We start from the raw sequence: 23,688 nt of genomic DNA on the forward strand, positions 1-23,688 counted from the left end.
GTCACGGTTCAAGGGCTTGTCGGCGATCGTCTCCGCGGTCCGCGCCGTCATTGCGTGAATGGGTCTCGATCGGCCGTGTCGCTCCGGAGAACCGGGAGAGTTGCACCTGGGTCGCCTACGGGCCAGCCCCTCAGATCGAGAGCGCGAGTCGCGATGCGGGAGCCGCTCGGCCCCGGAGCGACGGGGTGGTCGAGGGCTGCAGTGGAAGCCACCAGACCGCGTGGAGGGGGAGGGCCCGCAAGGGACGCAGTGGAAATTTCCACCTGCCTGTTGAGAGGCTGGGAGAGCAGCTACACGCGATGCGCGCGCACGCACGTGATGACCGGGAAATTTCCGGTCCTGCGGGCGAGGTTGCTCTTCGAGTCTCGGGCCCGTTGCCCAGCCCCCTAGTCGCGCTTAGTCTTGAAGCGACTAACCTGTGGGCGACTACGAGACGGGGACGCAGGATGATCACTCGCGCGCTGGCCACCACGCCGGACTGCCGCAACGGGAACTGCCCGACGGTCTGGGGACCGTTCGGTGGGTCCGTCATCGTCCAGGGCTACGCCGTCAGGCCGGGCACGGTCGCCGTTCCCGCCGAGATCCTCGAACGTGCTGCCCAAGCTCTCCGCGCCGAAGGGCACGGGATCCCGGCACAGCGAGGCGCCAGCGCGGTGACGCGCGTCGGTCTCAACTTCGAGGTGACCGGTGACCCCACGACTCCCGGCGTTCTCGCCCTGACATTTCCGCCCGGCGAAGCAGGCGTTGAGCTCCCCGGAGCCGTCATCGTCCGAGACGCGCTAGCGACCGAGGAGGCAGCATGACCCCCGAGGACCTCGACGAGCTCTACAGGACCTACGAGCACACCGCCTTTCGGCTGGAATGTCGCGACACCTACGCCATCCCGGGCGAAGACCCGGACTTCGACGACTTCCTCGCCGGGCGGCCCTTCGCTCCGCGGACACCGGACGACGACGACTGGCTGGCCAACGTGCGCCACCAGGTCCAGGCGGGAAAGTACTTCGGTCGGGTTCGGATGCTCGGGCACCCGGTCAGCGACTACACCCGCTTCGAGATGAGCACCTACCCGCAGGAGAACATCCCGGCAGGGGAGGAGGTGCGAATCCTGGATCGTCGCTGGCTGCACGCCGACAACGACGCATGGACGCACCAGGACTTCTGGCTGTTCGACGACACGATCGCGGTCCTGCAGCACTACGACGATGCAGGTCGGTTCCTCGGCGTCAGCCAGGCTGCCGATCCTGCGCCCTATGTCGCCATCCGCCGGCGCGCTCTGAGGCTCTCCGTGCCGTACGACCAGTACCGCCTGGTCCCGGCCCAGCGCGGCGGCGAGCACGACACCCCGACGCGCGCTGCGAGTGCCGTTGAGTAGTGACGACCTTGACCCCAGGCACCGGCGTTTCGGCGAGCGGCTGAAGAAGCTGCGCCAGGACGCCGGCCTCTCCGCGGCCGCACTTGGGCAGGGGCTCGGTTGGTCACAGAGCAAGGTCTCCAAGATCGAAAATGCTCGGACCGGCTTCACCAGCACCGATATCGAGAGCTGGCTGGACCAGTGCCGTGCTGACGACGAGGTCCGCGAGGCCGTTCTCGGAGAGGCGGCGGAGCTCGGCACCCGCGTGCGCCCGTGGCGCAACGCCGACCGACCCGACCACGCCACCCAGCAGCGAGTCCGAGCCGTCCGTGACGTCGACGCCACTGAGATCCTGATCTTCCAGTCCGAAGTGGTACCTGGGCTGCTCCAGACCCCGGAGTACACGCGGAGGCTCCTCGAGGTGCACAGCCTCGTACCCCCCGAGGCGATCCCGGCGGCCGTCATCGCCCGCATGGACCGGCAGACCGTGCTGTTCGACGAGGCCAAGCGCATCGAGGTCGTCATCACGGAGACAGCGCTGCGCTGGAGGCCGGGGACCATCGCCCTGAGCCGCGCCCAGCTCGACCGCATCGGGACTCTGGCGGCTTTGCCCAACGTCGAGATCGGTGTGATCAGCCGCGAGCAGCAGGAGCTTGCGCGTCCACTGCATTCGTTCGTACTGCTCGAGTTCTCCGACGAGCCTGCCGCCGTCCAGGTCGAGACCCTGACCGCCGAGCAGGAGGTCACCGATCCCGCCGATGTCGCCCTCTACCGCGATTTCTTCACCGAGCAGCGCGAGCAGGCCGTCCGAGGAACCGACCTGACGGCGCTGCTGGCCGCCATCAGCGACGAGCTGCAGGCGTCAGCACAGACGCTGTCGTAGACGATTCGTTCCGGGTCGCCGCGCGCATTGACCCTCTCTTCAGGAGGGCGAATGCTGCTGGCGTGAGCGGAGCCGAGGGCGACTACTACACCGGCGAGTACCTCCAGGACATAGCCGAGACGAGGCTTCTGGAGATCGGTGGTGAGCGGCTGCGCCGGCTGGCCCACGATGAAGCCGGCCGCTACGTCGATGAGCGCTACCCCTGGGACGGACAGGGTGCAGAGCCCGCAGAGCGCGTCAGCGCCTACATCGCGGTCCTCTGGCAATGCGGCGACGCCGAAGAGCCCATCCCGCGATAGCGCGCCCGGCTACGCCTCCGGGAGGACGGCGAGATCTTCCCTACGCAGGTCGAGGCGGACCCGTCGATAGCCCGTGGGATGACGCCATCGCCCCTGGTCGCGGGCGGTGTCGACGTCGAGCTCCACGACGACCTCAGGCCGAACCCGTGTGTAGTGCAGAGGAGACGAGCTCCCGAATCTCGGACGCAGGGTCTCTGGCCAGGGGTGATCGTCGGTCGGCCGCAGGAGCACGCTCAGCTCGTCCCGCGCAGCTCGCGGGAGGGGAAGGGTCTGGCCGACGACCCGAAGTCGTCCGCGCTGGTCGGGAAGCCCGAGGACGAGTGCCTTCGGGGCACGCACGGGGCCGATCACCCCACCCACGACGGCCTCACCGCTGAGTCTAGTGCGGACCTTCCGCCACCGCTGCCGCGTGGAGTACGTGTGCTCGGCGTGCTTGGACACCACGCCCTCGATCCCAGCCGCGGAATGCTCGGTGAGCCAGGTGAGCGCCACCTCGGGATCATTCGTCATCGGGACCAGCGCCAACGGGAGCCGGGCCCCGGCGAGTAGCCGGGTGAGGCGCTCTCGGCGCGCGGCATACGACTTCCGTCGCAGGTCGAGGGGCCCGACGGCCAGGACGTCGAACACCACGTATCCCACCGGGGACGCCGTGCCACCGCCGAGTCGACGCTGCAGACCAGGAAAGTCCAGGCGGCCGTTGCGCCAGCAGACCAGCTCGCCATCGAGGACTGCGCCCGGACATTGCCGTGCGACCGCGGCGGCGATCTCCGGGAACGCGGTGGTGAGGCTGCGAACCTGACGGCTCTGCAGATGGACGGTCCCGTCGGCTGCCGGGAACGCCAACGCACGAAAGCCGTCGAACTTCGGCTCATGACACCAGCTGGGACCAGTAGGTATCCGCTCGGCGGTGCGCGCGATCATGGGCGCGATCGGATACCTCACGGGGTACCGGATTGACGAGCTCACCAGACGACGGTAAGCCGGTCACGGGGCGTTGAGAGCCGCAGGACGGAGGGAGATTGTCCGCGTGGGCCCATGAGCCCAGCGGAGCCGCCAGATTCGTCGGTTCCCACCGGTACGGTCCGGGCATGCCCGACGAGCTGCTCGACGACGAAGGTCACCCCGACGCCTCGGCGATCATCGGCAAGTTCTGGCACCGCGACGGCCCGCACACCCCTGAGAGCGTGCGCAGTGCGGCGCTCGCGATTGACGAGTTGACTCACTATCTCGCGCGGGCGACGTGGCGACGTCACGTCCTGCCGTCCGGTCCTGCGCTCTACGAGTTCGTCGGGGAGCTGCGCTCGGCGATCGGACGGCTCGACCAGGTGCTCGACCAGGCGGCGCGTCACGCCGGCGCCCTCGTCGACGACCCGACTCTCTATGACGATCGACGGGACGGGCGAGACCCGGCACAGACCGCCCGCGAGGTGCAGGGCGGCCTCGACGCCGCTCGGGTCGTGTTGGGGCCCGTGGCCGAGGCGCTCGGCCAGACTCACTCCGCCTCCGGCCATCTCGGGCACGACACCTGAAGGGCGGTACCTGAGAGCGGGCTCCGTCCCTGGTCAGGCCCTATCCCCGGACCGTAGTGTCGTTGGTGCTGGGCCACGTCATACCCCCCGTGGCGTGGCCCAGCGCCAACGGCCGCACCATCGGTTGGCGAGAACTCACAATCGGCCCTCTGCTCCTCGCGTCTCGTTCCGCGACCACCAGCCAGATGCAGCGACGACCTCCCGCCCGAGTGCGCGTCGAGCCCTCGTAGGGCAGGGAGCTCCGCGCCATTGCTGATTGCGGCGCACCGGAGGGATGTGTGGGGGCGCAGTCCTGGACTGCGTCGGCCGAAGTGGCTGCGACGCAGCGGAACGTCGCCGCCGGCCCAGGGACGGAGCAGGTGACACTCCGGAAGTAGTCGGATTGCGACTAGACATTAGTCGGATCTAGACTAGACTGATGCGAAGAGGGCCCCAGCGGCGGCAACCGCTGAGGCCCGGCGGACACCTGACTCACCCATCCACGAGGAAGCCAGACGCCCATGACGACCGTAGCCCCCGTATCGGTGGTGCTCGCGATAGCCGATCGGCCGCGAGCGGAGACGCCGTGCACGGACGACCCCGAACTGTTCTTTCCTGTCGGGACGAGCGGCCCGGCACTACTGCAGATCGCTGAAGCCAAGGCCCACTGCCAGCGTTGCCCGGCACTGGACCGCTGCCTCGCCCTGGCGTTGGAGACGGGCCAGGACCACGGGATCTGGGGGGCGACCACGGAGCAGGAGCGCCGTGCCCTTCGGCGCCGTGGAGCCTCGCACGGTCGTCGGCGGGGGAGCCGGCGATGAGCGCGCCGACCAACGGGCACCGTTTCACCCCCGACGAGCTCGCTTCGGAGACGATCGCGATCGCTCTTTCCCCGGACACATCCGAGCCCACGACCCTCGAGTCGCCCTACGAGGAGCAGGACGAGCGAGCGGCGACACGACGCAGGCCGCTGCGAGCCGATCGCGGTAACGACGATGTCCGGCACCTCGAGCAGGAGGTGCGCCGAGCAAGAGGGCTCGTCGCGCTGCAGGACGACCAGGCGCTTCAGCAGGCGTTGTCCTCCCGAGAGCGGGCAGCGGACCGGAAGGTCACCGAGAAGCTGCGAGCGCTGGAGCGCGGCGAGAAGCTGAAGGCCGGGAAGAACGTCGCGCGGGTGGCGCAGCGCAACCGGTCCGACGAGGAATGGGCGGGGCGGGCTCGGCGCAGCCGAGAACGGCTCCTGAACCCCAACAGGCGCCTTGCCGCGGTCTATCGCCGCTACGTCGCGCTGCGGCTCGGCCCCGCCTTTGTTCTGTTCGCCGGTGTCGTCTGGAACTCCGACCGGGTCCACGACGGCCTCGTCGGACCGGATGGCACCGCCCTGGCCTACCTGGTCGAGCCCCTGGCATCCGTCCTCCTCATCGTCAGCCTGTTCGCCCAGGCCACCGCGGTCGAGCACGGGCAGAAGGTCCGACGGTCGTTCGTCCTGTTCGACGTCGGCTTCCTGATCGCCTCGCTGCTGCTCATGGTCGTTCCCTGGGGCCTGCGCTTTGGCTGGAGCGCCGGTGACCTGCTCGCCAACACCATCCCCTCGGTGCTCATCGCAGGGGCAGTCGTCGGCTGGCACGTCCTGAACCGCCTCTTCTCCGACGTCTTCGCCGACCTGCACGACGAGCTCTCCCCGACCCGGCTCGATGAGGTCACCACCGATGTGGTGGTGCTCTACGAACGCAGCAAGCGAGAGATCGCCGCCGGGCGGATCCCGGTCAACGACATCGGACGGCCCAGCACCGAAGCCATCCGCAAAGCCTTCGGAATCGGAAAGGGACGAGCGCAGCTCACGGGCGACGCCTTCGACGCCGTCTCCCGCTCCTTGCCTCCGACGACTTCCTGACCAGCGTGTCTCCGCTCCGCTTGCCTGTGCGGGCCCCACGGCCCGCGGAGCGGGACACGCGCCCTGCTCGCCTCCGGCCTAAGGACCCCTCCCAACGGCCGGAGGCGAGCACCCCGCACCACCAGGAGCACCAGATGACCGAGAAGCTCGCACTCACTCTGATCACCGACGACGGCCAGCGACTGGAGCCGATCCGCGAGATCGACGCACAGGCTGACGAGCCGCGCACGATCTGGCCTCACGCGGTTGACATGGCCGTCGACCACGCCATCGAGGACGGCTACCGCGTCGAGGTCGCCTGCGACCAGGCGGTGCTCTACGAGCTGCGGTGCGTGTGATGGCCGGCCGTCGGCGCACCAACAACGTAGGAGCGGAGCTGCCCACGACGCTGCGGAAGGCGCGGCCCATGACACGAAGGGCGCGACTGATGACCCGCTTCGCCGCGGCGACGAGCGACGTCGAGCGCCTGACTGCGGCCAGCGATTACCTGCGAGGGGCCGCTGCCCGCCGCCACCCCGAGCCCGACCAGGCCGAGGAGATCCTGCAGACCGTCACCAGACAGATGATCGACGCCGGTGACGCGCTGCTGACTCTGCAGGCCCGCGAACGGCTCCACCCGACGACGAGGAGCCGACGATGAGGAGCCGACGATGAGCGTCGACAGCCAGGCACCCGCCGCGGGCGAGTCGCGTGAACTCGCCCCGGCGCCGCCGAAGCCCCCGGGCGCGGCGCCTCGTTCCCTGTGGCCCACCAACCGACCCCCGTGGCGCGCCCGCATCACCCGCGCGCTCGACGAGCTGCGCTTCGTCAACGAGCAGCCTCCCTCGCTCGCCGACCTGATCGCCATTGCCTGAGGTTCCCCCGCCGGCTCGGAGTGCTGATTAGCTGACCGGGGCCGGGTCGGCCCCGTTGGCGGGTGATGCGGGTTGATCGTCCAGGACGCCCTCCTGGGCGTGCCAGGTGGCCTCGTACTCATCCGGTGAGAGCCATCCGAGGCGGGCCTGGATGCGTTCGGTGTTGTACCAACCGTCGATGTAGGCGAACAGCTCGTTCTCTGCCTCCTCGCGGGTCCGCCACGATTTCCGGTAGACGAGCTCGGTCTTGAGTGTGGAGAAGAAGTTCTCCATGAGCGCGTTATCGTAGGAATCGCCGACCGAACCCATCGACGCGAGAATCCCGTGGTCTTCCAGGCGCTGCCCGAATCTTAGAGACGTATAGTTCGAGCCGCGATCCGAGTGGTGGACTATCTGTCCGCTGGCGACGTTGCGGGTCCAGACCGCGTACTCGAGCGCGCCGAGGATGAGGTCGGTGTCGCAGCGGTCCGAGCAGCGCCAGCCCACGATGCGGTTGGAGAAGGCGTCGCGGACCGCGGCCAGCCAGAACACGCCCTCCCCGCACGGGATCCGGGTGGCGTCGGCGACCCACAGCCGGTCTGGCGCTGCGGCGGTGAAGTCGCGGTTGACCAGGTCGGGAGCCGGGGTGTGGTGCGGGTTCTGCCTGGTCGAGGCGACACGCCAGCGTTTGCGTAGGAACGCGCCCTGCAGCCCGTGCTCGCGCATCAGCCGCTCGACTCGCTTGCGGGAGACGTGGCGTCCGCGGCGGCGCAGGGTCGCGTGTACTCGCGGAGCGCCGTAGGTGGCGCCGGAGCGGTCGTGGATCTCGCGGATCTGTTCGAGTAGCTCGGTGTCGGCGCGGCGCCGCTGCGACGGGTCGCGTTGTTGGGCGAGCCAGCCGTAGTAGGTCGACGCGGCGACACCGAGGACTTTCAGGATCGGGGCGATCCCGAACCGGCCCTTCAGCGCCTCGACGGCTTTCACCACCTCTTCCTTGTCGGGTCCATCTCCTGGGCGAAAAAAGCGCTCGCCGCCTTGAGGATCTCATTCGCGCGGCGCAGTTCGGTGTTCTCCTTGCGCAGCCGGCGCAGTTCCTCGGACTCGGCGGTGGTCGGGCGGTCGTGGCGTTCGCCGTGGTCGGCCTCGGCCTGGCGGATCCAGTTCCGCAGCGCTTCGTGGTGCACGCCCAACTGCTCGGCCAGCCGCCGGATCACCGGCTTGGGGTCGGACTCCCGGTAGAGACGGACAGCGCGCTCACGCAGCTCGTCGGGGTACTTCTTCGGTGCTGCCACGGAGACTCCTTACACGGCCCTTCGGCCATGATCGTCGATCTCCGAGCAAGCGGGGGAACCTCAGCCCGACGAGGCAACTGGTCCAACACCACGCACGGCGGGCTCCGCAACCTCGCAGCCGCGCACGCATGGATCGTTCAGGCGCCCCTGCTGGTGCTAGGCAGCCTGCTGGCCTGGTCGGCCCGAACGGCCGGTCGCGTCTGGACCGTCATACCCGTCGCCCTGACCGTCGGAAGCGCTCTCGACCTCATCCCCGTCGTGAACATGTTCGTCCCCACCTGGGCCACCTGGTCCGCGTGGCCGCCCCTCTGCTGGATCCTCTGAGGAGATCATCATGACCGCAGGAGCACTCGCTGGCATCGGCTCGATCGCAGGACTCGCCCTGATCATCGGCCTCTGGCTCTACCTTCACAAGAACGCCCCGAAGTTCACCACGCTGCTGTTCCTGCTCGCTGGGACCGGCATCGGAGGCCTGGCCGGTGCCGCGATCGCAGGCGGCGTCGGCACCGTGACCAGCACCGCGGCGAGCGCCACCTCACGGCTGGTCGGGTTCTCGGCGGCCGCCCTGGTCTCCGCGATCTGCATCGTCGCGACGCTCGAGGTCGTGGTGAAGGGGCTCTGGAAGCGCACCGCCACGCCCAAGCGCTACCACCCGTGGCTGGCGCTCGCGTTGCCGACGATCGCAGTGGCCGGAGGAGTCCCGATCATCTCCTCCCTCATCAGCTTCCTCTCTGGCGCCATGGGCGAGGCCGGAGCCGCGCTGACCCAGCTGAGCGTGGGGTGAGCTGCCCATGGAACCGGTCATCCTCACAGCGCTGCTGATCTGGGGCCTCACCCGCTACGCCGGTACCGAACTGATGGCGACCGCCCGCGGGACCGAACCGCCCCGGATCAAGGAGCGCCGGGAGCGCGCCTCCCGAGCACACGAACGCTCGATGGCCAAGGCCGCCCGACGCTCCGGCCCGACCGTGGGAGAAGCGCTGGGCCGACGAATCGCCGACCGCATCGCCCGGCCCCGATCCCCGAAGCCCCCCGGGCCCGCTAGGCAGGCCTTGGGGGAGTGGTGGTCGGACTCCTGGGGCTACGCCACGGACCGGCGACGCCGACGACACGACCGCTACGCCGACGGCGACCTCGGCCGCCAACGAGCCGCACGGTGGCTGCGACAGCGCTGGTCCGGACGACAACAGGACCCTCAGTCGGGCCCGCAGTGGGCCGACACGCGAGTCACCGACGATCCCGGCCCGCCGGACCCCGACGACATCGTCGATGCCGAGGTCGTCGAGGACCCGCCCCCGAGCACCCCTCCCACCGCCACCCCACCGACGAACACCCACGAGACGACGAGCCCCGACGCCCGGCCGGACAGCCCCGAACCCGTCGAGCCCGAACAACCTCAGCCCGGACCAGACCCCGCCGACAAGAAGGCACCAGAGCCCCCCGACCCCGAGCACGAGACCGATCCCGACGACACGCAAGAACTCCGCGCCACCCCCGACACCGGAATGGCGTCGGTCCACCCGATTCGAAAGGCACTCCCGATGACCACCCCCACCGGCACCATGACCTCCGGCGAGACCCTCGACCCCACCGCAGCCCACCGCTTCGCGCAGGAGATGGCCACCTTCGGGCAGAACGCGCAGACCCAGATCGAACTGTCGCTGACCAACCTGAGCAGCCGAGGAGTCAGCGGCGCGCCGATCGAGCACTTCCAGCGCATGTTCGAGGCCATGGGCCAGTTCGTCGCCTCCGCCCAGGAGGCCTCGGCTCACTTCGCCCGCCACATCGGGACCCAGGACCAGGTCCTCAGCGACGACACCCTGTCCGGAACCGTGCAGGCCGACACCTACCTCGGCGCACGCGGCTGATCCATACCCCGGCCGGCTAAACGGGCCACGACAGCCCTCGCCCCCAGATCAGCTGGGCGCCCGCGTCACGGCGGAGCGAGGGCACCACTGAACGACTCGACTATGGCCATGCACGGAAGGACGCACGATGACCCGCACTGACCGCACCGGCACCTCCGCCGAGGTGGACAGCAACGCGCTCGTCGTCGAGCTGGCGAAGCAGATCACCCGAGCGTCCGAACGGGCTCCCTCGACCGAACTGGCCGTGCGGCCCGCCGCACCGTTGATGCGTAAGCTCAGCCCCCGCGCCGCGGCCCTCGAACGCCAGCGCGACCAGGCCGACCGAGCCCGCCGCGCACGCCGCACCCCCTACCTCGCCGCCGCGGCCACCGCGGCCACCGGCTATGCGGGATGGGGACTCGCCGAGCTCGCGCACCTCGCAGCCGGATCCGGGGGTGAAGGCCTCACCGTCGCCGGAATCGGCCTGCTCAGCGCCACCACGGCCACAGCCCTGCGAGCGGCGTTCCGTGCGCGAATCCCCGACAACTGGCGCGGACGTTCCTGGTGTGTGGTCGGAGGTACCACCGCCTGGGTCACCGCCGCCTCCGCGATCGGCCCCGCAAACTGGCCCATGACCGCCCTTCTCGCCGGAGGCGCAGCGCTCGGCTGGGCCGGATGGATGCGCCAGCACGAGATCCCGACCCCCGGAGCGGAGACCCTCCCGACACCGCAGGACGACGAGGAGGAGCAGGACCTCGGCGATCGTCTCGCCCGCCGCTGGGCCGAGAACGTCTCGGGCAAGGGCCAGCTGCTGCCGGGGGCGATGCTCACCGAGCGCCTCGACCTTCCCCGCGCCATCCGCTGGACCATCCAGACCCGACCCGGCACTGCGGACTTCAACGAGGTCTTCGCGCGCCGCTCCAAGATCGCGGGAGGCCTGGGCGTGGCCGCCAACAACCTGCTCCTCGAGCCCTCGGACCAGAACGAGAGCTGGTGCACCATGACGGTGATCGTCAAGGACCTGCTCTCCGGAGGAATCGCCTACACCGGCCCCCGCTACGAGGACGGCCGAATCCCCCTCGGGCCCTTCGCCGACGGAGAGGGCGAGATGCAGTACGTCGCCTACGACGAGGTGGGGTGCCGCAACGGCCTGGTCACCGGTGAGCCGGGATCGGGCAAGTCCGCCTGTCTGGAAGCCGTCGGTCTCGGACTCAAGCACAGCGGCGTCTGGAACGTGTGGTTCGGCGACGGAGACCCCGAGGGCGGCTCCAGCCCCGTCCTCAACGACATCTCCGACTGGACCGAGGCCGGGCCACAGGGAGTGCTGCGGCAGCTGGAGGCTGTCGAAGAGGCACTCGAGATCCGCAGCCTGCTCAAGTCCACCCTCACCGACGGCCCGGACGGCACGCCCGTCCCGATCACGGATCCCCAGACCCAGCAGCCCATTCGCAAGCTCAAGCCCAGCGAAGCGGTGCCAGGGCTGCAGTGGATCCTGGACGAGCTGCACCGCCTCACGAGCGACCCCTGGCTGATCGAACGGCAGTTCGTCCCCCGCCTTGAGCGGGTCGTGCGCATCGGGCGCAAGTACGGCGTCGTCGTCCTGGTCGGCACCCAGTCGCTGCTCGCCCCCGACTACGGAAACTCCACCGCGCTGCGGGGCTACCTGGCCGCGATCAACCTCCTCGCCTTCCGCAACCAGAACCGCAGCGAGGCCGCAGTGGTCGGGGGACTCTCGGTCGCACCCAGCACCCTGCCCACCGGCGGCGGCTACTGCTTCGCCACCGCAGGGGGACGCCTCTCCATGGGCCGGGTCGCCTGGGCGCCCGATCTCGGTCGTTGGGCCAACGACCTGCCCGACCTGCCGCTCGATCGGGACACCGACCTCGCCACAGCACGCTTCCGGCCCGAGATCCCGCGCGACCCCGCCGCCGTCTTCGCCGAACAGCAGCGACGCCTCCAGACCTGGCGATCCACCCTGGGCAGCGCTCCACAGCAGCTCACCCCCGCCGAACCGCAGGCCCCGATGAGTCGACCCGGACTCGTGATCCCGGCCGCGCTGACCGCCGACAACGTGATCGCGCTGCACCCCCTGAGTCCTGAACCCGTAGCCGTCGTGACAGCCGACCTCGAAGCCCTACCGCGCAGGCAGCAGCTCGTCTACGCCGCGCTCATCGACGGCCATCGCCGCACCGGAGACATCGCCGCGGTGATCGAGCAGAAGCCCCCCAACGTCGTGAAGGCACTCAACGCCCTCGCCGAGGTAGGGCTCGTCCGCAAGGTCGCCCACGGTCAGTGGCAGCCCACCGACGAACAGACCGGGTGAAGCCATGGCTAATGGAATCGGTACCTGGTACAGTACCAGTTAAGCGACACGGCTCAGACATCACGCGGCCCGGGCGCTCACCTCTCACAGATCCCGCCCGGGCCGCTCCGACCCTCAGATCGGAGACACGAGTGTTCCACGCAATCGACCACCGCGAGCGCAGCCGCATCCCGGCGCAGCGCATCGTCAACGAGACCGCGACCGAGCTGGACCTTCAGGGCATCGACCTCGCAGAGGAGGGCGGTGAGGAGGACTGGCGCGATCGCGGCCTGTGCGCGCAGACCGACCCTGAGGCCTTCTTCCCGGAGAAAGGCGGATCGACCCGCGAGGCCAAGCGCATCTGCACCGGCTGCGAGGTCCGGGCGGAGTGCCTGGAGTACGCCATGACCAGAGACGAGCGGTTCGGGATCTGGGGTGGCCTGTCCGAGCGAGAGCGTCGCCGCCTGCGCAAGAGCCGGCGGGAGGGGCGATGAACGGCCGCCACGAGGAAACCCTGCTCGCCAGCCATCACCAGCTCCAGGCGGCGAACAGCAGGGTCAAGAACGGGGGAGTGGACAGCACGCCGATGACCATCGGGCTGAGTTACTGCACAGCTGCCCCCTACGCGGTCGAGCTGCACTTCCTCGCCGCCGGCATCAGCTGGACCGTCGCCCGAGACCTGCTCATCGCAGGAGCGCACGACGACAGCGGCGACGGTGACGTCCACGTCTCGACGCACGCGGTCTCCGGCGGGGACGTCACGATCCTGACCCTGAGCCCCCGCACCGCGACGACCGCGCAGTTCGCCGAGTTCAGCATCAGCACCCACGAGCTGATCTCGTTCCTCGCCGCCACGGAGGAGCTGGTTCCGCTCGGCAGCGAATCCGAGCTCGTCCAGGCCGACCTCGACGCGCTGATCCACGACAGCCTCGCCGGGACCGACTCGTGAACCCCGCGGAGATCCTCAGCTTCCTCGCCGGACTCGCTGTCGGCGCCGGACTGTGCACCCTCGCAGACCAGTCGGCAACCGGGATCCGTGCCGGCGCGCTCGTCCTGCTCTCTGCGATAGGTCTGTGCGCGATCACCCTGCCGGCCGTCGACAGCCTGTCGCTCTGCGCCGCAGCGCTCGGCGGCACCGTCACCACCGCCTCGCTCATCGCGCGCCACGCCCGCCACCGGCGGCGCGCCGAGCGCCTCAGCTGACCGACGAAGTCGAGGAGACGCGCATGACCACTCAGACCGTGCCCGCCGCAATCCGCACGCAGGTCGCGGCCAGCATGACTCAGGGAGTTCCAGGGCGATCCGTCACCAGCGACGACCAGGCGACGACCGTGACCGCCCCAGCCGAGCAGCGAGACCGACTCGCTGCCACGCTCTGGGCCTTCCGCATGAGCAACGAGATCGTCGAGGCGGTCCCGGGACACATCGCAGCCGTCATACCCGCCAACGCCTTCGTCCCCTAAACCGCGAGATCCACAACGAAGCCGGACGACGGAGGTGGGAAGAGATGGACGACGACCTGGAACTCGAGCTCGACGACGAACTGTGCCCGAACTGCGGCGAGGTCCTGGGCGCCTGCGAACACAGCTAACGGCAATGCCTCCGATCGACAGGAGCACCAGACATGCGGTCCGACCGCGAACTGTCCAACATCAGCCACTGGGAAATGACCGACGAGGAGCTGGCTCGCGTAGCCGAGCAGGAGGCTGCTCAACAAGCCGCCTACACGGAGAAACGGGCCGCCGAGCGCGCTGCGTTCCGTGCCAGCAAGGACGAGAAGGCCTGACCGGGGTGGCCGGTGGTCGAGCCCCGCAAGGCCCACCTCAGCAAAGCTGAGACGTCGGCAAACAACCACCGGCCCGCCGGCTCGACCGCGGCCGGGCCCACCTGGAGCCCATGAGGTCGAACCGACCGCAGAACCATAGTCGTCTGCTCGCGACCGAAGGGGCGTGTCTACGGTGTCAACCGTGTCGGCAGCGCGACGCGAGATCATCGACGGCGAGCCCTACGTCAACCGTGCCGAGGTCCGCCGTCTCACCGGCATGTCCGAGCAGGCACAGGCCAACCTCTACGCGCAACGCGCCAGCAACGGCCATCCCGAGGGGACCCGTGTCGGCCGCTCGCTGCTCTTCCGCGAACAGGACGTCATCGAATGGCACGAGCAGTGGGCAGCGCGAAAGCAACTCGGACTCAGCACCGTCGATCGCAGCGGGGACGCCGAGGAGCTGCTCGACGTCCCTGCGGCCACGAAGCTGCTCGGCTACGCCAACGACTCGACGATCCGTGGATATCTCGCACGCAACGACGGCTACTTCCCGGCGGCCGACGACACCGAGTCGCTTCCCTCTGGACGGCTGCGACGACGCTGGCGACGCAGCACGCTCTGGGAGTTCGCCGACCTCCGAACCCGGCCTGGCCGAGGTGGCCGACGTCGACCGACCACGCTCACCGAGTGAGCCCATAGATGGACAATCCTGGAGGAACGAGCGTGAGCGCCGTCAACGAGATCATCCAAGACCTCAGAGAGCATGGCGTGCTCAGCCCTCGCCACCAATGGACACCGACCGGCTGGGAAGCGCACTTCCTGTATCCCTACGACGGCGCACCGGCTGTCTGGCGTGTGGTCTACAGCCCGGACCTGGAGCACTCCGGCGCAGAGCAGCCGACCGTCTACTCCTTGCCGGTGGAGGACTGGACACGAGACGGCGAACCGCTCGTCGTCGATGCCCGCGAGGGGCGTCAGAAGCGCGCTTCAGAGATCGACGGATTCATCAAGCTGGTCCGTACCGACAAGCTGCACTCCGCCCTGCAGGCAGAGCACGGCTGGCAAGCCGAGCTCGACCTTCCCGGCGGAACAGACACCGTGCCCGTCGTCGCCTGGCTCCTCGGCGAGTCCGGAGTAGTGCGCCCGGTCATCGACAAGGTGACGACATTCGGGGGTCAACTCGCCGACAACGAGGGCGAACTCGTGCCGATCCCTGCCCTGACGGTGCTGCGCCTCATCGCTCCGTAGACCGTCCAGTATTCGCCGTCCGCGTGGCGGCATATACGTCTATAACCCCAGGTCAAGAACCCTAAGGGAGCTTGATCCGCGTGGCCTAACGCTGTAAAATAGTAAGTGTCAGGGCGAGGACGGCAAACCTCGCTCGGGCGCCGCAGCCGAACCACCTGGGAAGGGGGCTGGCCTGATGCCCAAGGTCGTCCGCCGGTCCGATCTGTTCACCTGGACCGACCTGTTCTGTGGAGCAGGAGGCTCCTCGTCCGGCATCGAGAGTGTGCCGGGCAACACCGTCCGCATGGCCTGCAATCACTGGGACCTGGCCATCGAGACGCACAACCACAACATGCCTCACGTCGACCACGACGTCGCCGACATCGCCGAGATCGACCCTCGCCGCTACCCGACCACCGACGGACTCTGGGCCTCACCCTCGTGCACGTTCTGGAGCCAGGCGCGCGGAGAGAAGCAGGACTTCGCAGGCCAGGAGACGGACCCGACCCTGTTCGACCTCGCGCTCGGCGACGACGCCGAAGACGAGGCACCGCTGGCGAACGAGGCGCGCGAGCGGTCCCGAGCGCTGATGCACGACGTTCCCCGCTTCGCCGAGTACCACCGCTACAAGACGGTCATCGTGGAGAACGTCCCCCCACTGCTGAAGTGGGTCCACTTCGGGAAGTGGGTCTCGCGGATGCGGGCCCTCGGCTACCTGCACCAGGTCCTGACGCTCAACAGTGCCTTCGCGCACCAGCTGGGCGCGCCCGCCCCTCAGCTGCGCGACCGTGTCTACGTAGCGTTCTGGCAGGAGCGGTACCGGCGGCCGGACTTCGAACGATGGACCCGCCCCAAGGCCTGGTGTCCGACCTGCGGTGAGACCGTCACCGCGATGCGGGCCGCGCCGAATCCGAACAAGCCGAGCAACCTGCAGGGCAGCTACGGGCGCCAGTACATCTACCGCTGCCCCCGCATCAGCTGCCGCAACGCCACCGTGCAGCCCTACGTCCTACCCGCCCTCGCCGCGATCGACATGCAGAACCCCGGCAAGCGGATCGGCGATCGCGACCGCCCCTTAAAGCCCAAGACCCTCGCCCGGATCGAGGCCGGGCTGCGCCGCTACGTCCCTCGCAGCATCGTGCTCGAGGCGGCGGGAAACACGTTCGAACGACGGCCGGGGGTCCGGACCTGGCCGATCGACGAGCCGCTCCGAACCGTCCACGCGACGGCGTCCAAGGCCATCGCGCAGCCGCCCATGATGGCCGCCACATCCCTCGGACTCAGCGAACTCGCCGAGCACGAGCAGCACGCCGCACTGCGGGCGATGCTCTCCTCCCGCAGGCACTGCACCGGGACCGGAGATGGGGGAACCCCACGCGAGCGAGGGTTACTCGTTCCCTCCGGCGGCACGTGGAACACCGACGCACGCCCGACGAGCGAGCCGATGCGCACGCGCACCACGCGCGAGACCGAGGGCCTCGTGCTGCTCCCGCTCCGAACCAACGAGCGGGCCGCGGGGAAAGCGGTGACGCCGCGCGAGAGCGCCATGGGGGAGCGGCACGACGGCCTGCTCATGCGCAACAACACCGGCGGAGCCGAGATGTGCACACCTCTCGACGAGCCCGCCAGGACGCTCACCACCGCCGGGCACCAGTCGCTGCTGAGCTGGAGCCCGGATGTCCTCTACGCCTACGACACCGGCGGGATGCGCAGCAGCAGCGCCCCCATGCCGACCCAGACCGCCGTCGAGGGGGACGCCGTCCTTGAGAGCCAGGTCGACGTCGAGGATTGCCGGTTCCGCATGCTCACCCCGGACGAGGTGAAGCTCGGCATGGCCTTCGCTGCGGGCTTCGTCCTGCTCGGCACGAACAACGGGAACAAGGTCCGGATGTGCGGCAACGCCGTCACCCCGCCCGTCTCACGAGATCTCGCAGCCTGCGTGGTCGAGGCGGTCACCGAGGACCTCATCGACCGGCCCACAGCTCTCTGACGCGGACGGGAGACCGCCGCTGGTCTCCCATCCCAGTCTCCATCGGATCTGAACGAGGGACCGCGCTATGAACAGCCGCGCCTTGACGACCCGCCAGGCATCCGCCCGCCGACGGATCTCCGCGCTTGCCCGCAACGCCCGCGAGGGCGCATTACCCGAGGCGAACGGGCACGAGCCAGCCGACGATCTCCCCAAATGCCCGCCAGCCTCCGCCCGAGAAGACAGGGCCAACGAGGCGAACTGAAACCGCGACGACCACGGCCCGGGCACCTTCACCAAGGTGCCCGGGCCGTCTGCGTTGCGCCACAACGGCGCCCCGCTCATGCAGCCGATGTCCAAGGGGACCACCGCGCCAGGCCCTCGCTGTCACCGCCACAGCGAGCACCTCGGCGGTGCGCTGGGAGCTAGCCCGCCGCAGGTAGCTCCTGAATCTCCGAGTCCGCCACAGGGGTCTCGGCAGGCTCCGGCTGACGACGTCGACTGCGCGCGCGCTTCGTCGGCGCTCCACCCCGATCAGCCGAACAGCCCGCCTCAGCGAGCTGGTCGTCGGTCCATCCAGCCGCAATCGCCGCCCGATACTGGACCGCATAGTCCTGGCGAGCCAGCGCGAGCGCGGCGGTTGCCGCCTCTACAGCGGCCTCCGCATCGTCGACCTTCGTCCCCAGCTCGGCGAGCTGCGCGACCTGATCGACCTTGTCCTGTAGCAGGCGCCGAGCCACATCAGCGGCTTCTTTTCGGCGCGTTCCCGATCTCGTCATGACCGGCACGGTAGCGCGCTGATCATGAAGCGGAACAGGGTGAGAGGCGCGCCGGCGAGTCAGACGATGAGCCCCGCGGCCGCATTTTAGGCCCGACCAGTCACGGAGCCGCATCCACGGGCGGCTGCCGTGGGTGGCTGAGCAAGATATGCGTTTTCCCGGGGAAAACGCGACAGGCCCGCCTGCGGCGTGCGACGCTGACGATCATCGGCCGCCGAGGGCGGCCGCTGACCATCAGCTGGGAGGGACGCGATGACCGGGCCGAGTCGCCGTGCACGCGCCGAGGGCGGCCGACCGCACAAGGTCTCCGTCCAGTTCAGCGATCTGGAGATGGCTCTGGTCACGACCGCCTCCGTCCGGTCGGACATGGCTCCCGGCGCCTGGCTGGGTGAGGTGGGAGTTCGCGCGGCCGAGACGGTCCCGGGCCCTGCGTCGCAATGGGGGCCGACCATGCAGTCGCTCATGCAGCTCCGGGCCGAGCTCATGGAGCACCGACGGGTCCTGCGCAACGTTGGCGGGAACCTCAACGACGTCGCGCGACATGCGAACGCGGACGGAGAGCTACACGAGGCGACCGGCCGAGTGCAGGACCTCGTCGGGCGAGTCGTCGAGCGGATCGAGCGGACAGTCGGCGAAGTCGACGAGCTGGCGAAGGACGCCCGGCGCGAGCGGTTGCGGACGCGCTCGTGATCGCCAAGATCTCACGCGGCTGGCGCGTCGGCGGCCTCGTCCGCTACCTGATGGGCCCCGGTCGGTTCAACGAGCACACCAACCAGCACGTGATCGCCTCCTGGGACGGCGCCCCGGCGATGCATCAACCGTCGCTGCTCCCGTCCGGGGAGTTCGATGTCTCCGACCTCTCCGACGAGCTCGCGGATCCCGCTCTCGCCGCAGGCATTCCGCAGACCGAGCCCGTGCGCGAGGAAGGACGTCGGGTCCCGCGCGGGCCCGTCTGGCACTGCTCCCTGCGCAACAGCGCCGACGACCGTCCGCTCACCGACGAGGAGTGGGTCGAGGTCGTCGAAGAACTGATGGAACGCACCGGTATCGCCACCGCCGGTGATCTTGGCGCCTGTCGATGGGTGGCGATCCGGCACGCGGACGATCACGTCCACATCGCCGCGATGCTGGTACGCCAGGACAACGGACGGAAAGTTCATCCGCGTAACGACTTCCTGCGGGCCCGCGAGGTGTGCCGGGACGCCGAGGAGCGCCTGGGACTCACCCGAACCGCGGCGATCGACCGCACGACGGCGGCGCCGGCTACCCGGGCGGAGATGGAGAAGGCCGCCCGCCGCGGCGATTCGGAGACGAGTCGGGAGTGGCTCCGCCGCGCGGCGCGTGTGGCTGCGGTGCAGGCACAGGACCCGGAGGACTTCTTTCGGCGACTCGCCGATCTGGGCGCCGTGGTCCGTCCGAAGGAACTGCCTCCGGGACAGCTGGTCGGTTACGCCGTTGCGGCCCCCGGTGACGAGACCCTCGAGGGACTGCCCGTGTGGTACTCGGGGCGCCGCCTGGCGCGGGATCTCGCGCTTCCCCAGCTGCTGAGGCGATGGGCGTCCGCGACGCCGCAGGCCACGATCGCGCCGGCAGCGGGGGAACGCTCCCAGGTCGGTCGAGCGGAGCGCGATGCCGCCGTCACCGAGGCGATCAGCGCCGTCGAGCACGCCACGGCAACCATCGCTGCCGGAGGCAGGGATGCGGTCCCGTCGGTCGCCCACGCAGCAGGAGACATGCTCTCCGCGGTCTGCGCGGTCGCCGAACGCGGCCGCGGAGTGGCTCCGGTCCCGTGGTCGGCAGCCGACGTCTTCGACCGTGCTGCGCGTACACCGGGTCAGGGACAGCCCAACCGGTGGGCCCCGGTTGCATCGCAGCTGCGCTCGGCCGCGTGGCGCCTGGTCGCAGTCCGCGCGGTGACAGGAAGGAGCGGTGACAGCGGAGTCGGGCAGCTTGTTCTTGCCCTCGCCTCGCTCGCCGCGGAGATTGCCGCCTTCCGCGAACAGGAGCGATGTGTCGCGCAGGCTGGGGCGGCCCGCCGCAGCGCGCATCTCCTACGTCAGCCGCGGGCAGCGCGACCTGGTGGCGCGGCAGGGACCCATCCTCAGCAGGGCCCACGGGGCGCCGGACGCCGGCCGGGAAGCGTCGAGTCGGTCGGTCCCCGCACGCAGGACAAGACACCGGTCGAGGACGTCAACGGCTCCAGGGGGAGAAGGCGATGACGGAACTGGCACACGAGGCTCCGACCCTGACCTGGGGACGCGAGCAGACCCAGGCATGGACCCAGGCCGTCTTGTCGCTGGGGTCTCTCCTGCGGCAGCGCCGAGAAGCGACCGGTCGCATGGCATGGTCCGACGCCGAGGACTCTGCTCGACAGCACGAACGAGTACTCCGCGCCGCCGAGCCCCCCGTGCGTTCGATGACCCCTCACGAGCGCGAACTCTTCGACACCCGCCGCAGCGATGAAGCGGCGGACGACGTGGTCACCAGGGTCGTCGACGCCGACGACTGGTCGGTGACCGTGACCCTCGGCCGGCTCCCCGACGAGAATGGATGGGGCCTGGTCGCGCACGGTCGCTCGAACGGCGGGACCGACACCTGCAGCACACAGGTGCGATGCGCTGACGAGTCGACTGCGACCAAGCTGGGCGAGCAGCTGTTGCAGGAGGGCCCGCAGAAGATCGAGCGGCTGAACGGCTTCGCCGAGCACACGGCGGCACGTGCCCGCGCCGCGAGCACCGAGGTCCGGGAGACCGAACCTCAACGACTCGCCCGCACCGCCGCGACAGTGCGACAGCTGTGGCCCCGCGAGCTCGCCGAGCGCGTGATCGGACCGACGACTGACCAACGAAACCGGGGCGAGCGCTGGAATCCCGCGTTCGGGGCACTGGCGTGGCGACTGCACGAGATGGAGGAACGCGGTTTCGCCATGGCCGACGTACTCCGCAGGGTCGACCACACGCGTCTGATGGAGAACGAGGTGCGTAACCCTGCGGCGCTCGCAGAGTTCTTCATCGAGGAGATGATGCCGGGGCTCCAGGTGATCAACCTGGACAGCGAACAGTTCGCCGCTCGACCACGCTCCCCCGGTGTCTCCCGAGACAGCGCATCGCCCTCGGCGGACATCGTCGAGCAAGAGCAGACTGTCGGCCCGTTCCTCGCCGAGGCCTTGCCAGGCGAGCTACTCGAGCGGCTGCGCCGTGGTCAGGGCTATGACGGACTCCGGCAACGCCTGTTCGAACAGCACGAGAAGGGACGACCGGTAGCGGAGCTGCTCGCGGGGCTTCCGATCGACCGCATCAGCGCGGCGGACAAACCGGCTCAGTACCTCAAGGCCGTCCTGGATCGACGTATCGGGGACGGCAAGCCACCGCGCACCGGGTCGGATCGCAACGCACAGGCCGAGTTCCTGCGTGCACATCTCGGGCACGCTGCTGCGGACCGGATCATCTCTGGATCCGCCTGGCCTGGCCTGGCGAAGCGGCTCGAGGCGTGGCGAGGCGACCAGATCCCCGTCGGCTCCTTGATCGAGCAGCTCCCGGAGGGACGGGTGGCCGCGGCGCGCAACCCCGCGGCGTACGCCACGACGCTGCTCACTACGAAGGTCCGATCGCATCGGGCATCCGCAGCGCGAGAGAAGGACACGAGTACGTCTCGCACGGACGGACCCAGGGGAGAGCAGCGGACCGGGGACCCGGCGACCGCGTCGCCGACTGATGTCGTCGAGCAGGCAACGCCCCAGCAGAGCAGCGAGCTTCCGCCGGCCGAGGAGCTCGACCCGCGCAGCCCCGTCGACCGGGTGGGCCTGGACGTCGTCGCAGTAGGAAGGCACCCGTCACCCGAGCAACGCGCGAGGAGCACCGAGGCGGCTGGACACCGGGCCGCGGCCGAGGCAGCGACAGGGCGCGCCGAGGAACATGAGCGTCTAGCCGCTGCTCACCGGGAACCGTCTGCCGGACAACCCGGCCAACCCGAGGAGCGCGAGCACGACGGCGCCGCGCTCATCGAGGACAACCTCGCAGCCGGAGAACGAGCCATCGCGGCTTCCGAACGGGGTGCAGAAGCCGCAGCCGCAACCCGAGCCGAGGTCACCTACACCCCGCCGGCAAGCGATCTGTCCCAAGCCGGGCAGCCCGCAGTGAAGCGCCCGGCATCGGCCGCTCACCGTCCCGTGCGTCAGCAACAGCCGGGCAAGGCTCAGGAGCGGGGGCGGACGCGATGAGCGAGCACGAGATCGCACAACCGACGATGCGCCAGCTGATCGACGACGGTGCCGCCGCGGCTCTGCTCGACGACCACTTCCCCGTCCCGGCCCGCTACCGCGAAATCTGGTGGCACGTGCCTTCGGAAGCAGACCCCGATGCCCCGTTCAGACCTGCGGTCGAGAAGGTGGCGAGCGAGTTCGAGGTGATGCACCGACGTCGTCGAGCCGCCGACCTGGCAGCCGACCTACGTGGCCGATGAGCGTCACGCACGCGGAGGACCCGGACGCACCGAGCGCTAGCGACCTCGCCGCGGGCGCGCTCATCGGTGCTCTGCTTTGGGACCCCAATCGCACCGACGACGTGTCGGCGTGGCTGCAACCCGACGACTTCGCGCATTGGGCCCACCGAGCGATCTACGAGACCCTCACCGGGCTCCGGCGCGATGGCCGTCCCACCGACGTACTCGCCGTGCACGCGGAGCTCGCGCTCGGGACCTATCACGACGTCCCGGTCGGCGAGGCGAGGAACGGGGCTCTCGCTGCCCCAGCCCTGCACACCCTGCTCTCCTCGACGCCGTCAACACCGGAGGCCTCGGTGATGAGCGAGCACGGAACGCCGCGAGAACGTAGCGAGCATGTCCGCTACGGGCGCGCGGTCCTCGAGGCTTCGGTTCGCCGCCGCGTCATCGCCGCCGGGAGCAGGATCCAGCAGCAGACCCGGCATGCGGTCGAGCGGGACGCGGATGCCGCGGCGGACACGGTCGCCCCCCTGCTTCGCGCCTCCTTGGCCAGGCTCGACGAGCTGGCCACCAGGATCAGCTCAGCAAGCGGATCACGCATCCTCGAGGATCTCAGCCCGACTTCGGTAACCGGGAAGGGAAGCTATCAAGGGGCCGATGCTGGCATCGCCCGGGAGCGCCTCACCCCACGCGTGATCGCGCAGGCCGAGCAGAACCTGATCGGTTCCTGTCTGGTCTCGGCGGAGCTGCGCGACCATGTCGCCGGCAGGCTCCTCCCCGAGGACTTCACCTCCAAGGAGGCAGCTGGGACCTGGCAGGTCGTGGCCGACCTCGCACAGCGGGGTGAGCCGGTGGACTACGTCCTGGTCGCGTTGGAGAGCGAGCGTCTAGGACCGGAGGGACGGGCCACCTACCAGCCTTCTGAGCTGGCCCGTATCACACGCCGAACGGATGTGGCCTCCGGCTATCGAGCTGCTGACGTCGTCCTGCGCGCTGCGTTGGCCGCGGTCTCGAAACGTGCTGGGCGCGAACTCGTCGACCTCGCCGGGGACCGCCGCAGGACGGGGCCGGAGCTGCTCCGAGGCGCTCGCGCAGCGGTCGCCGGTGCCGAGGTCGCTGCCCGACGACTCGGTGGACACTCAGCCACCACCGCCGCCTCAGCGTTCCACCCTCCGGCGCCCCGCGCGGCCACCGGAACGGAGCACAAGGCGGCCAGGCGTGAGCAAGACCCGCCCCGAGGCAAGCAGCAACAGACAACCCGTTCCGAGCATCAACGCCGGCGCTGACAGAAGGGAGCTT

Annotated in this window: 30 protein-coding genes; 26 read left to right on the forward strand and 4 right to left on the reverse strand. The window is 69.5% G+C overall.

Features of this window, described 5'->3' with window-relative positions:
• Positions 1 to 446 precede the first annotated feature (446 nt).
• From L3X23_RS00235 to L3X23_RS00250, 4 genes are all read left to right on the forward strand, one after another.
• Positions 447 to 803: a hypothetical protein gene (locus L3X23_RS00235; RefSeq protein ID WP_237190002.1), complete on the forward strand. Its 357-nt coding sequence runs from the start codon at positions 447 to 449 to the stop codon at positions 801 to 803.
• Entirely contained in the window at positions 800 to 1,372 is a 573-nt protein-coding gene (locus L3X23_RS00240) for a DUF6879 family protein (RefSeq protein ID WP_237190003.1), read from the forward strand. Before L3X23_RS00235 ends, L3X23_RS00240 begins: the two co-directional genes overlap by 4 nt.
• Entirely contained in the window at positions 1,365 to 2,234 is an 870-nt protein-coding gene (locus tag L3X23_RS00245; RefSeq protein ID WP_237190004.1) for a helix-turn-helix transcriptional regulator, read from the forward strand. The genes L3X23_RS00240 and L3X23_RS00245 overlap by 8 nt, the downstream gene beginning before the upstream one ends.
• Before the next feature lie 62 nt (positions 2,235 to 2,296).
• A complete protein-coding gene (locus tag L3X23_RS00250; protein ID WP_237190005.1) occupies positions 2,297 to 2,533 on the forward strand; it encodes a hypothetical protein in 237 nt (78 codons plus the stop codon).
• A gap of 9 nt (positions 2,534 to 2,542) precedes the next feature.
• Here L3X23_RS00250 and L3X23_RS00255 read toward each other — a convergent pair whose 3' ends face one another.
• The gene (locus tag L3X23_RS00255) at positions 2,543 to 3,454 is read right to left on the reverse strand and encodes a hypothetical protein (protein WP_237190006.1); all 912 of its coding nucleotides are present in this window, start codon (positions 3,452 to 3,454) and stop codon (positions 2,543 to 2,545) included.
• Positions 3,455 to 3,621: 167 nt separating this feature from the next.
• Here L3X23_RS00255 and L3X23_RS00260 point away from each other — a divergent pair, with 167 nt between their 5' ends.
• From L3X23_RS00260 to L3X23_RS00285, 6 genes are all read left to right on the forward strand, one after another.
• The gene (locus L3X23_RS00260) at positions 3,622 to 4,062 is read left to right on the forward strand and encodes a hypothetical protein (protein WP_237190007.1); all 441 of its coding nucleotides are present in this window, start codon (positions 3,622 to 3,624) and stop codon (positions 4,060 to 4,062) included.
• 500 nt (positions 4,063 to 4,562) lie between these two features.
• The gene (locus L3X23_RS00265) at positions 4,563 to 4,862 is read left to right on the forward strand and encodes a WhiB family transcriptional regulator (RefSeq protein WP_374204803.1); all 300 of its coding nucleotides are present in this window, start codon (positions 4,563 to 4,565) and stop codon (positions 4,860 to 4,862) included.
• Positions 4,859 to 5,935, forward strand: coding sequence for a hypothetical protein (locus L3X23_RS00270; protein ID WP_237190008.1), 1,077 nt, complete (start codon positions 4,859 to 4,861; stop codon positions 5,933 to 5,935). Before L3X23_RS00265 ends, L3X23_RS00270 begins: the two co-directional genes overlap by 4 nt.
• Before the next feature lie 134 nt (positions 5,936 to 6,069).
• Positions 6,070 to 6,273, forward strand: a complete 204-nt coding sequence (locus L3X23_RS00275; protein ID WP_237190009.1) for a hypothetical protein — start codon at positions 6,070 to 6,072, stop codon at positions 6,271 to 6,273.
• An 89-nt stretch (positions 6,274 to 6,362) separates the two neighbouring features.
• Positions 6,363 to 6,575, forward strand: coding sequence for a hypothetical protein (locus L3X23_RS00280; RefSeq protein ID WP_237190010.1), 213 nt, complete (start codon positions 6,363 to 6,365; stop codon positions 6,573 to 6,575).
• 10 nt (positions 6,576 to 6,585) lie between these two features.
• Positions 6,586 to 6,789: a hypothetical protein gene (locus L3X23_RS00285; protein ID WP_237190011.1), complete on the forward strand. Its 204-nt coding sequence runs from the start codon at positions 6,586 to 6,588 to the stop codon at positions 6,787 to 6,789.
• 27 nt (positions 6,790 to 6,816) lie between these two features.
• On the opposite strand, the gene L3X23_RS00290 is transcribed toward L3X23_RS00285, so the two are convergent.
• Positions 6,817 to 7,752, reverse strand: coding sequence for an IS3 family transposase (locus L3X23_RS00290; RefSeq protein ID WP_237190012.1), 936 nt, complete (start codon positions 7,750 to 7,752; stop codon positions 6,817 to 6,819).
• Positions 7,749 to 8,060, reverse strand: a complete 312-nt coding sequence (locus L3X23_RS00295) for a transposase (protein ID WP_237190013.1) — start codon at positions 8,058 to 8,060, stop codon at positions 7,749 to 7,751. Before L3X23_RS00295 ends, L3X23_RS00290 begins: the two co-directional genes overlap by 4 nt.
• 334 nt (positions 8,061 to 8,394) lie before the next feature.
• On the opposite strand from L3X23_RS00295, the gene L3X23_RS00300 reads away from it, so the two are divergent.
• The 11 genes from L3X23_RS00300 to L3X23_RS00350 all read left to right on the forward strand — a co-directional run bounded on the left by L3X23_RS00300 (position 8,395) and on the right by L3X23_RS00350 (position 17,191).
• The gene (locus L3X23_RS00300; RefSeq protein WP_237190014.1) at positions 8,395 to 8,844 is read left to right on the forward strand and encodes a hypothetical protein; all 450 of its coding nucleotides are present in this window, start codon (positions 8,395 to 8,397) and stop codon (positions 8,842 to 8,844) included.
• A gap of 7 nt (positions 8,845 to 8,851) precedes the next feature.
• The gene (locus L3X23_RS00305; protein ID WP_237190015.1) at positions 8,852 to 9,928 is read left to right on the forward strand and encodes a hypothetical protein; all 1,077 of its coding nucleotides are present in this window, start codon (positions 8,852 to 8,854) and stop codon (positions 9,926 to 9,928) included.
• Between the two features lie 127 nt (positions 9,929 to 10,055).
• Positions 10,056 to 12,230 carry a hypothetical protein gene (locus tag L3X23_RS00310; protein WP_237190016.1) on the forward strand — a complete coding sequence of 725 codons (2,175 nt, stop codon included), beginning with the start codon at positions 10,056 to 10,058 and terminating at the stop codon, positions 12,228 to 12,230.
• 206 nt (positions 12,231 to 12,436) lie between these two features.
• Entirely contained in the window at positions 12,437 to 12,703 is a 267-nt protein-coding gene (locus L3X23_RS00315) for a WhiB family transcriptional regulator (RefSeq protein WP_237190052.1), read from the forward strand.
• Positions 12,700 to 13,158 (forward strand): SsgA family sporulation/cell division regulator, encoded by a 459-nt coding sequence (locus tag L3X23_RS00320; protein WP_237190017.1) that lies wholly within the window; start codon positions 12,700 to 12,702, stop codon positions 13,156 to 13,158. Before L3X23_RS00315 ends, L3X23_RS00320 begins: the two co-directional genes overlap by 4 nt.
• Positions 13,155 to 13,412, forward strand: coding sequence for a hypothetical protein (locus L3X23_RS00325; protein WP_237190018.1), 258 nt, complete (start codon positions 13,155 to 13,157; stop codon positions 13,410 to 13,412). The genes L3X23_RS00320 and L3X23_RS00325 overlap by 4 nt, the downstream gene beginning before the upstream one ends.
• A 23-nt stretch (positions 13,413 to 13,435) precedes the next feature.
• Complete coding sequence (locus L3X23_RS00330; protein WP_237190019.1) at positions 13,436 to 13,672, forward strand: hypothetical protein; 237 nt, start codon at positions 13,436 to 13,438, stop codon at positions 13,670 to 13,672.
• Between the two features lie 161 nt (positions 13,673 to 13,833).
• Entirely contained in the window at positions 13,834 to 13,995 is a 162-nt protein-coding gene (locus tag L3X23_RS00335) for a hypothetical protein (RefSeq protein WP_237190020.1), read from the forward strand.
• Positions 13,996 to 14,176: 181 nt separating this feature from the next.
• Positions 14,177 to 14,665, forward strand: coding sequence for a hypothetical protein (locus tag L3X23_RS00340; RefSeq protein ID WP_237190021.1), 489 nt, complete (start codon positions 14,177 to 14,179; stop codon positions 14,663 to 14,665).
• A gap of 32 nt (positions 14,666 to 14,697) precedes the next feature.
• Positions 14,698 to 15,222: a hypothetical protein gene (locus tag L3X23_RS00345; RefSeq protein ID WP_237190022.1), complete on the forward strand. Its 525-nt coding sequence runs from the start codon at positions 14,698 to 14,700 to the stop codon at positions 15,220 to 15,222.
• Between the two features lie 175 nt (positions 15,223 to 15,397).
• The gene (locus tag L3X23_RS00350) at positions 15,398 to 17,191 is read left to right on the forward strand and encodes a DNA cytosine methyltransferase (protein ID WP_237190023.1); all 1,794 of its coding nucleotides are present in this window, start codon (positions 15,398 to 15,400) and stop codon (positions 17,189 to 17,191) included.
• A 404-nt stretch (positions 17,192 to 17,595) separates the two neighbouring features.
• On the opposite strand, the gene L3X23_RS00355 is transcribed toward L3X23_RS00350, so the two are convergent.
• The gene (locus L3X23_RS00355) at positions 17,596 to 17,949 is read right to left on the reverse strand and encodes a hypothetical protein (protein ID WP_237190024.1); all 354 of its coding nucleotides are present in this window, start codon (positions 17,947 to 17,949) and stop codon (positions 17,596 to 17,598) included.
• Positions 17,950 to 18,201: 252 nt separating this feature from the next.
• Here L3X23_RS00355 and L3X23_RS00360 point away from each other — a divergent pair, with 252 nt between their 5' ends.
• From L3X23_RS00360 to L3X23_RS00380, 5 genes are read left to right on the forward strand one after another with little or no spacing between them, the layout of a single operon-like run.
• Positions 18,202 to 18,639, forward strand: a complete 438-nt coding sequence (locus L3X23_RS00360; RefSeq protein WP_237190025.1) for a hypothetical protein — start codon at positions 18,202 to 18,204, stop codon at positions 18,637 to 18,639.
• Entirely contained in the window at positions 18,636 to 20,168 is a 1,533-nt protein-coding gene (locus L3X23_RS00365; RefSeq protein ID WP_237190026.1) for a relaxase/mobilization nuclease domain-containing protein, read from the forward strand. Before L3X23_RS00360 ends, L3X23_RS00365 begins: the two co-directional genes overlap by 4 nt.
• A complete protein-coding gene (locus L3X23_RS00370) occupies positions 20,165 to 22,168 on the forward strand; it encodes a hypothetical protein (RefSeq protein ID WP_237190027.1) in 2,004 nt (667 codons plus the stop codon). The genes L3X23_RS00365 and L3X23_RS00370 overlap by 4 nt, the downstream gene beginning before the upstream one ends.
• The gene (locus L3X23_RS00375; RefSeq protein ID WP_237190028.1) at positions 22,165 to 22,410 is read left to right on the forward strand and encodes a hypothetical protein; all 246 of its coding nucleotides are present in this window, start codon (positions 22,165 to 22,167) and stop codon (positions 22,408 to 22,410) included. Before L3X23_RS00370 ends, L3X23_RS00375 begins: the two co-directional genes overlap by 4 nt.
• On the forward strand, positions 22,407 to 23,675 hold the full coding sequence (locus L3X23_RS00380; protein WP_237190029.1) for a DnaB-like helicase N-terminal domain-containing protein: 1,269 nt from the start codon (positions 22,407 to 22,409) through the stop codon (positions 23,673 to 23,675). Before L3X23_RS00375 ends, L3X23_RS00380 begins: the two co-directional genes overlap by 4 nt.
• The last annotated feature ends 13 nt before the right edge of the window (positions 23,676 to 23,688 follow it).

Origin of the sequence: Pseudonocardia sp. WMMC193 (assembly GCF_021728735.1) — a bacterium.
GTDB lineage: Bacteria > Actinomycetota > Actinomycetes > Mycobacteriales > Pseudonocardiaceae > Pseudonocardia > Pseudonocardia oroxyli.